The following is an 8,358-nucleotide window of genomic DNA, read 5'->3' on the forward strand; positions in this document are numbered from 1 at the left end:
CCCGGTTGCCGAGCTGGGCCAGCACCTTGTCCGGCACGTCGATCGGGTTCTGGGTGACGAAATAGACGCCGACGCCCTTGGAGCGGATCAGCCGCACCACCTGCTCGACTTTCTCGACCAGCGGCTTGGGCGCGTCGTCGAACAGCAGGTGCGCCTCGTCGAAGAAGAACACCAGCTTCGGCTTGTCGGGGTCGCCGACCTCGGGCAGGCGTTCGAACAGCTCGGACAGCAGCCACAGCAGGAAGGTGGCGTAGAGCCGGGGCGCCTGGATCAGGGTTTCCGCCGCCAGCACATTGACCACGCCGCGCCCGTCCGAGGTGGTGCGGATCAGATCCATCAGGTCGAGCGCGGGTTCGCCGAAGAAAGACTCGGCGCCCTGCTGCTCCAGCACCAGGAGCTGGCGCTGGATGCTGCCGACCGAGGCCTTGGAGACGTTGCCGTAGACGCCGGTGAACTTCGACGCGTTCTCGGCCATATAGGCCAGCAGCGCCTGCAGGTCCTTGAGGTCGAGCAGCAGCAGCCCTTCCTGGTCCGCCGCCTTGAAGGCGATGTTCAGCACGCCTTCCTGGGTGTCGTTCAACTGGAGCAGCCGCGACAGCAGCAGCGGCCCCATCTCCGCCACCGTGGCGCGGACGGGATAGCCCTGCTTGCCATAGAGATCCCAGAACACCGTCGGGAAGCCGCGATACTGCAATTCGCCCAGGCCCAGCGCTTTGGCCCGTTCGGCGATCTTCGGGTTGGCGGCGCCCGGCTGGCAGATGCCGGCGATGTCGCCCTTCACATCGGCGACGAAGACCGGCACGCCGGCGTTGCTGAGCCCTTCGGCCAGGACCTTGAGCGACACCGTCTTGCCGGTGCCGGTGGCGCCGGCGATCAGCCCGTGGCGGTTGCCGAGGCCGAGCAGCAGCCGATGTTCGTGCTGGCCCTTGGCGAAGTACACTCCGGGTTGGTCGGTCATCCCATCTCCTGCAGCCGGCGGGCCGGCATCTCTGTCGGCATCGTCTGGACGATACATCGCCCGTCGCGCAGGGTATGACTCGGCCCGCCTTTCTCAAACCCCGGCTTTGCGTGATGAAGACCCTGATCCTGCTGCGGCATGCGAAATCCGACTGGGCCGACCCCAGCCTGGGCGACCACGACCGGCCGCTGGCGCCGCGCGGCCGTGCCGCTGCGCCGCTGATGGGGGGGTGGCTGAAGGCACATGGCCCAGTGCCCGACCTGGTGCTGTGTTCGACCGCGACCCGGGCGCGGCAGACCCTGGAGCTGGTGCTGGAGGCCTGGGGCATCGCGCCGGAGACGAGTTTCGAGCGCGGCCTATATTTGGCCGGCGGCGCCGGGGTGCTGGCCTGGCTGCGCCGGGCGCCGGATACTGCGGCGACGGTGCTGCTGGTCGGGCACAACCCGGACCTGGGGCAGCTGTCGCGCCGGCTGGCGACGGATGGCGACCCGGCGGCACTGGCCCGGCTGGCCGCGAAATATCCGACCGCCGGGCTGGCGGTGATCGAGCTGCCGGGCGATCGCTGGGCCGATGCCGCCGGCCCCGGCCGTCTCGTTGCCTTCGAGACGCCAAAGACTGTCGGCGGCGTGCCGGATGACGATTAACTCGCGGTAAAGTATCGATTTGAACGACGGAAGGGAAACGCTCCGCACGTGCAGTCTTCACGCGCCCAACCGGGCGTGGAGAGTTGCCGGAGAGATTTTGCCAATGTCGCGCGCACCAGCACGCCTGCTCAAACTCAGTATCTGGCTCATCGCAGCCGTTTCCCTGGCCGGCTGTGTCGTCTACCCGCTTCGGCCCGCTTACTATGGCCGGCCGGCCGTGGTCTATGCCCGCCCGGCCCCATACGGCTACGGCGGCTACTATCGCTGACCGGCGTCCTGTTGCCGCAGCGCTCCGGACGGGGCGCTGCGGCAGCGGCTACAGCCAATAGCGGGGATAGCTGCGACCCGGCCCCAGGGTGTTGAACAGCAGGGCGCAGCAGACCAGCAGCACCGATCCGACCAGCACCGGCGCGACCAGGAACGACCAGGGCGCGCCGCTGAGCAGCACGACCAGCGGGTCGGCGCCGGCCGGGGCGTGGGTGGTGCGGGTCAGCTGCATCAGCGCGATGGCGGCACCGACCGCCAGCGCCGGCGCCCAGACGCCGCCGCCGAACAGATGCAGCGCGGCGAGGCCGACCAGCGTCGACAGCAGATGGCCGCCGATCACGGATCGCGGCTGGGCCAGCGGGCTGTCCGGCAAGGCGAAGACCAGCACGCAAGTGGCGCCGAACGGGGCAAGCAGCAGCGGCGCGCCGGATAGTGTCGCCAGCAGGGTCAGGAGGCCGATCGCGACCACGCCGCCCAGCCCGGCCGTCAGCGCCTGGGGCAGCGGCACCGCGGCCGGCGGCGCACCATGCTTGCGTAATCGGGCGCCACGCATCCGGGCCAGCAGGACGCGCATGGAAAAGCCGGCCGCCGGCAGGGCGTCCGGGATCGGATCGGATGATGACATCAGGATCTCCGGCGCGCGGCCGGTGCGAACCCGCACCGGCCGGCTTCACGGCCTCAGGTCAGGCGGTCTTCACGAAGCCGCCGACTTCAGGCGGTCTTCTTGAAGCGGGCGGCTTCGTCGGACCCGCCGGTGGCGTTGCCGGCGCTGTAGGAATGCGCCCCGGTCCCGGCCAGCTTGCCGCCGTCCACGATCAGGTACTCGTCACGGATCGCCCGGCCCTCGAACCAGCATTCCAGGATCTCGCGCGTGCCCGCGGCGTAGCGCGCCTGGGCCGACAGCGAGGTGCCGGAGATGTGCGGCGTCATGCCGTGATGCGGCATGGTCCGCCACGGATGGTCGGCCGGGGCCGGCTGCGGGAACCAGACGTCGCCGGCGTAACCGGCCAGCTGGCTGCTCTCCAGCGCCGCGACGATGGCATCGCGGTTGACGATCTTGGCGCGGGCCGTGTTCACGAGGTAGGCGCCGCGCTTCATCTTGGACAGAAGCTTGGCATCAAACAGGTTCTCGGTCTCCGGATGCAGCGGCGCGTTGATGGTGACGACGTCGCAGACCTTGACCATGTCCTCGGCGGTCGGATGCCAGGTCAGGCCCAGCTCGGTCTCCACCGCTTCCGGCAGGCGGTGCCGGTCGGTGTAGTGCAGGTGCATGTCGAACGGCTTCAGGCGGCGCAGCACGGCCAGGCCGATGCGGCCGGCCGCGACGGTGCCGACATGCATGCCTTCGACGTCATAGGACCTTGCGGCGCAATCGGCGATGTTCCAGCCGCCCTTCACCACCCACTGGTAGGAGGGGATGTAGTTGCGCACCAGGCCCAGGATCATCATGACCACATGCTCGGCCACGCTGATCGAGTTGCAGTAGGTGACTTCGGCCACGGTGATCTTGTTGTCGATCGCCGCCTGCAGATCGACATGGTCGGAACCGATGCCGGCGGTCAGGGCGAGCTTGAGTTTCGGCGCCTTGGCGATGCGCTCCGCCGTCAGATAGGCCGGCCAGAACGGCTGGGAGATCACCACCTCGGCATCGGCCAGCTCCTGGTCCAGCCGGGAATTGGCGCCGTCCTTGTCGGAGGTGACGACCAGGGTGTGGCCGAGGGATTCGAGCCAGCGGCGCAGGCCGAGTTCACCCGAGACGCTGCCCAGCAGCTCGCCCGGCTTGAAGTCGATCGCCTTCGGCGTCGGCAGGGTCTGGCCGCCGGGATAGCCGTCGAGCTTCGGCAGGTCGTCCCGGGCATAGGTCTTCGGGTAACCCGTCTCCGGATCGTCGTAGAGGACGCACACGATCTTGGCCATTTCCGTCCAGTCTCCTTGGATTGAAGATCTGGTCCGATCCGCCGCCATGGCGGGGTTCGCCATGGCGTGTCCGTGCGATATCGGCGGGCTTAGCCCTGCTGGTTTCGCGGAGTCGTGGGAGCCGGGCCGGGATCGGACCGTGACACCGCAGCTAGGATGCGACCGACAGGGCGACGTATTCCAATCGATACTTCGGATGGCGTGATAGACGCGCTCTATCAGCCCAGGACACCCTGAAACCCTTTTCACTGTCATCCTCGGGCTTGACCCGAGGATCCAGAAGATGTCGACAGCCTCTGGATGCCCGGATCAAGTCCGGGCATGACATCGTGGGGAAATCTGACAAATCCCCCGCCGAATGGAGTTGCTACGCGCCGAGCACGGCCCCGAGGTCGAGGTCGCGCACCGCCCGCAGCAGCGCCCGCGCCATCGGCTGCGGCGGCTCGCGATCGGAGACGACGAGGCCGACGGCGTGCGAGGCATCGGGCTCCGACAGCGGGATCGCCTCCAGCCCCGCGACCCCGCGGATCAGCGGCAGGAAGGTCTGCGGCAGCACGCTGGACCAGCCGGCTTCGGGCAGATGCGACCACAGCGTCAGCAGCGAGTTGCTCTCGAACGCGGTCTGGATCTCGGCCCCGGCCTCCCGGAAATGCATGTCGACGATCCGCCGGTTCTGCATGTCGGGCGTGAACAGGCCCAGCGGCAGGGTCGCCGCCTCGGCCCAGCCCACCGTCTGCCGCCCGGCGAAGGGGCCGTCCTGCGGCGTGACCAGCCAATAGCGCTCGCGGTACAGCGGCACGGCGCGGATCCGGGCCAGCGGCTCGTTGTCGAGATAGGTCAGCCCGACATCGAGGCTGAAATCGTCCAGGCCGCGCTGGATGTCGATCGAGCTGACCGAGCGGACGCTGATCGCGGCCTGCGGGTGGCGCCGGCCGAACTCCCGCGTCAGGTGCTGCACCACCGGCAGCGCCACCGGGATGGCGCCGATGCGCAGCCGGCCCGCCAGGCCCTCGCGCATCTCCCCCAGTTCCTGGGTCAGAGAATCATAGTCGGCCAGCACCCGCTGCGCCCAGGACAGCACCCGCTCGCCCTCGGCGGTCAGGCCGATGAAGCGCTGGCCGCGTTCGACGATCAGCACGCCGATCGTCTCCTCCAGCTGCTTGATCCCGGCCGACAGCGTCGGCTGGGTGACATGGCAGGCGACGGCGGCGCGGGCGAAGTGCCGTTCCTTGGCCAGGGCCGAGAGGTAGTGCAGGTGCCGGATCAGCATGGCCGAGCCCCTCGCGCCGGGTCAGCGGATGCCCGAAAGATAACCCAGCAGCGCGTCGACATCGCCGAACACGGCGTCGAGCGCCCCTGCCAGCATCGGGTTCAGCCGGGCGCCAAGGAAGGCGGCGCGCGAATCGGTGTGCAGCCCGACCAGACGGCGCCCCGGCTTGGCCAACTGGCGATGGGCATAGGCCATGCCGAGTTCGATCGCGGCACCTTCGTCCGGCACCCGGCCGTCGAGCACGAACAGCAGCACGTCGCAGGCGAAGACCTGGTCGCGGTCCGTTTCGAAGGTGGCGCGGCGGCGGTCCTCCGGCGTCATCGACGCCCAGGGCTCGCGGTTGCTCTCGACCCCGTCGCGCTGCGGCAGGAAGACCTCGAAGCCCAGCGCCTCGATCCGCTCGACCAGCACCGCGTTGAACACCTGCTCGGCAGCCGAGAACAGCGGCCCGGCGAAATAGAGGCGCGGCATCAGAGGCCTCCAATCACGGCAAGTGCTGCGCGGTGCAGCGCCGGGGTGGCAGCGGCCAGCACCTCACCGGTCGAATCCAGCCCCAGCGGCTTGCCCTGCCAGTCGGTGATGACGCCGCCGGCGCCTTCGATCACCGGCACCAGCGCCATGTAGTCGTAGGGCTGCAGGTCGCGCTCCATCACCAGGTCGATACAGCCCAGCGCCACCAGGGCGAAGGCGTAGCAGTCGAGGCCGTAGCGGCGATGCTTCACCGCCTTGGCTAGCCGGCCGAAGACCTCGGCCGTCGCGCCGGAGAACATTTCCGGCGAGGTGGCGGACAGGATGGCGTGGTCCAGCCCGCCGCAATCGCGGCTGTGGCACACCTTGCCGTCGGCCAGGGTCGGATGCCCGGCATGGCCGACGAAGCGTTCGCCCAGCGCCGGCATCTCGATCACCCCCACCACAGGCGTGCCGTCCCGGACCAGGGCGATCAGCGTGCCGAACATCGGCACGCCGGCGATGAAGGCGCGGGTGCCGTCGATCGGGTCCAGCACCCAGACCAGCTCGCGGTCAATGCCCTCGCCGCCCTGCTCCTCGCCGAGGATGCCGTGCTCGGGATAGCGTTCGCCGATCATCTGGCGCAGCTGGCGTTCGACCGCGCGGTCGGCCAGGGTCACCGGCGAGGCATCGGCCTTGTCCTCGACCGCGAGGCCGGTGCGGAACCAGCGCATCGCCACCGGGCGCGCGGCGTCCGCAAGGCTTTCGGCAAAGGCGACGAAGGGATCGGCGGTCATCACAGACTCTCCGGCGGGCGGGGGCGCGCAGCCTCGCCGGAAACCGGAGCCGGGGCAAGTCTGCGTCGATGCCGGGCTTAGCCCCTGAGCGCCGCGGCCAGGGCGGCGATCTCCTCCGCCCCCTTGGTGGCCGGGCCGGTCTCGACCAGGGTGCGGCCGGACAGCATCGCCGCGGCGAAGCCGGTGCGGTTGCCGATGCGCTGGGCCAGCACCGGGATGCCGAGCTTGCCGATCTCGACCTCCAGCGCATCCGCCATGGCGGAGCGGGCCGGCACCCGGTTCAGCACGATCAGCGCCGGCACCTTTTCCGCCGCGGCCAGGGCCAGGGTCGGCTGCGTCGCCCACAGATCCATCGGGCTGGGCTGGACCGGCACCAGCAGCAGCTGCGCCGCGCGCACCGCGATGCGGGCGTCGGAGGAGGCATGCGGCGGGCTGTCGATCAGCACGATGTCATGGCTGGCGCGGGCCTTGTCGACCTCGGCCGGCACGCGCCAGCCGGTGATCTGCTGGTGGCTGAAGCCGGGGTCGGCGCCGCGCGCCTCGACCCAGCGGCTGAGGCTGGCCTGCGGGTCAATGTCGATGACCGCGACCGTCAGGCCGGACCGGACGAAGGCGACGGCGAGATGGGCCACCAGCGTGGTCTTGCCGGCGCCGCCCTTCTGCTGCGCCACGGTGATGGTTCGACCGGCCATTCTTGTTCTCCTGTTCCAGCGGCACTGTCGCCCGACTTTTGCTGCAGTGCAACATGATATCGCCAGGGGCTGTCCCCACCGCATGCGGGATGCCCGATTCATCGGGAGCGCATGGCACCCCGGCGCCGGATCGGGCTATAGAACGACATATGAGCACCCCCGAGACCGACCCGATCCGGACCGAGATCGTCGATGACGGCCCCACCGGCATCGCCCGCGCCGCCGCGCTGCTGCGCGAGGGCAAGCTGGTCGCCTTCCCGACCGAGACTGTCTACGGCCTGGGCGGCGACGCCACCGACGACCGCGCCGTGGCCGCGATCTTCGAGGCCAAGCGGCGCCCCAGCTTCAACCCGCTGATCAGCCACCTGGCCGAGGCCGAGCAGGCCGAGGACCTGGCGGTGTTCGACGCCCGCGCCCGGCGCGTGGCCGAGACGCTGTGGCCCGGGCCGCTGACCCTGGTGCTGCCGCGGCGCGCGGGTTGCCCGGTGTCGCTGCTGGCCTCGGCCGGGCTGGACAGCCTGGCCATCCGGGTGCCGGCGCATCCGGGGGCGCGGAAGCTGCTGGCCGCGGTCGGCCGGCCGGTGGCGGCGCCCAGCGCCAATATCTCGGGCGCGGTCAGCCCGACCACGCCGCAACATGTTTTGGACGGGCTGTCCGGCCGGGTGTCGCTGGTCCTGGCCGGCGGCCGCTGCGCCGTCGGGCTGGAATCGACCGTGCTGGACCTGACCGGCGACCAGCCGATGCTGCTGCGCCCCGGTGGGGTGACGGTGGAGGAGCTGACGGCGCTGCTGGGCCCGATCGCGGTGCCGCAAAAGGATCCGGACCGCCCGGCCTCCCCCGGCCAGCTGGCCAGCCATTACGCGCCGCGGGCGCGGGTGCGGCTGAACGCCGGCGCCATCGGCCCGGACGAGGTGCTGCTGACCTTCGGCCCCGATCTGCGCAGCGGGCCGAAGGTGATGAATTTGAGCGACAAGGGCAATCTGGCGGAGGCAGCCGCCAACCTGTTCGCCATGCTGCGGGCGCTGGATAAGACCGGCGCCGGCACCATCGCCGTGGCGCCGATCCCGGAAACCGGCCTGGGTGCCGCGATCAACGACCGGCTGCGCCGTGCCGCAGCCCCACGCCCCTAGGGAGCAAGCGATGACCGACGCTGCGTTGCTGGAGGCCGCCCTGATCGAGACACTGGCCGCCATCACCGGCCCGCGGGGCGTTCTGCATGAGGCGGCGGATCTGGCGCCCTATCTGAAGGAATGGCGCGGCAAGTACCAGGGCACGGCCGGCATCGTGGTGCGGCCGGGGTCGACCGCCGAGGTGGCGGCGGTGATGACGCTGTGCGCCGCGCGCGGCATCGGCGTGGTGCCGCAGG

General features: G+C 70.2%; 9 protein-coding genes and 1 pseudogene. 3 read left to right on the forward strand and 7 right to left on the reverse strand.

Features of this window, described 5'->3' with window-relative positions:
• The coding region (locus AC3XYG_RS31855; protein WP_489143905.1) for a helicase HerA-like domain-containing protein at positions 1-958 on the reverse strand (958 nt) is incomplete at its 3' end.
• 113 nt (positions 959-1,071) lie between these two features.
• Between AC3XYG_RS31855 and AC3XYG_RS31860 the strand changes: the two genes are divergently transcribed.
• The gene (locus tag AC3XYG_RS31860; protein WP_489143906.1) at positions 1,072-1,602 is read left to right on the forward strand and encodes a SixA phosphatase family protein; all 531 of its coding nucleotides are present in this window, start codon (positions 1,072-1,074) and stop codon (positions 1,600-1,602) included.
• Between the two features lie 316 nt (positions 1,603-1,918).
• Here AC3XYG_RS31860 and AC3XYG_RS31865 read toward each other — a convergent pair whose 3' ends face one another.
• The 6 genes from AC3XYG_RS31865 to parA form a co-directional block, all read right to left on the reverse strand.
• Complete coding sequence (locus AC3XYG_RS31865; protein WP_489143907.1) at positions 1,919-2,494, reverse strand: HPP family protein; 576 nt, start codon at positions 2,492-2,494, stop codon at positions 1,919-1,921.
• A gap of 86 nt (positions 2,495-2,580) precedes the next feature.
• Positions 2,581-3,786 (reverse strand): NAD-dependent formate dehydrogenase, encoded by a 1,206-nt coding sequence (locus AC3XYG_RS31870; protein WP_489143908.1) that lies wholly within the window; start codon positions 3,784-3,786, stop codon positions 2,581-2,583.
• A 367-nt stretch (positions 3,787-4,153) separates the two neighbouring features.
• Positions 4,154-5,056 carry a LysR family transcriptional regulator gene (locus tag AC3XYG_RS31875; RefSeq protein WP_489143909.1) on the reverse strand — a complete coding sequence of 301 codons (903 nt, stop codon included), beginning with the start codon at positions 5,054-5,056 and terminating at the stop codon, positions 4,154-4,156.
• Positions 5,057-5,077: 21 nt separating this feature from the next.
• Entirely contained in the window at positions 5,078-5,527 is a 450-nt protein-coding gene (locus tag AC3XYG_RS31880) for a nucleoside 2-deoxyribosyltransferase (RefSeq protein ID WP_489143910.1), read from the reverse strand.
• A complete protein-coding gene (gene hisN, locus AC3XYG_RS31885) occupies positions 5,527-6,300 on the reverse strand; it encodes a histidinol-phosphatase (protein WP_489143911.1) in 774 nt (257 codons plus the stop codon). Before hisN ends, AC3XYG_RS31880 begins: the two co-directional genes overlap by 1 nt.
• 77 nt (positions 6,301-6,377) lie before the next feature.
• The gene (gene parA, locus AC3XYG_RS31890) at positions 6,378-6,992 is read right to left on the reverse strand and encodes a ParA family partition ATPase (RefSeq protein WP_489143912.1); all 615 of its coding nucleotides are present in this window, start codon (positions 6,990-6,992) and stop codon (positions 6,378-6,380) included.
• Positions 6,993-7,141: 149 nt separating this feature from the next.
• Between parA and AC3XYG_RS31895 the strand changes: the two genes are divergently transcribed.
• Both AC3XYG_RS31895 and AC3XYG_RS31900 read left to right on the forward strand, forming a co-directional pair.
• Entirely contained in the window at positions 7,142-8,122 is a 981-nt protein-coding gene (locus tag AC3XYG_RS31895) for an L-threonylcarbamoyladenylate synthase (protein ID WP_489143913.1), read from the forward strand.
• 10 nt (positions 8,123-8,132) lie between these two features.
• Positions 8,133-8,358: pseudogene (locus AC3XYG_RS31900) on the forward strand (hydroxyacid dehydrogenase); the annotation flags it as partial.

It is taken from the genome of Inquilinus sp., from assembly GCF_057815775.1.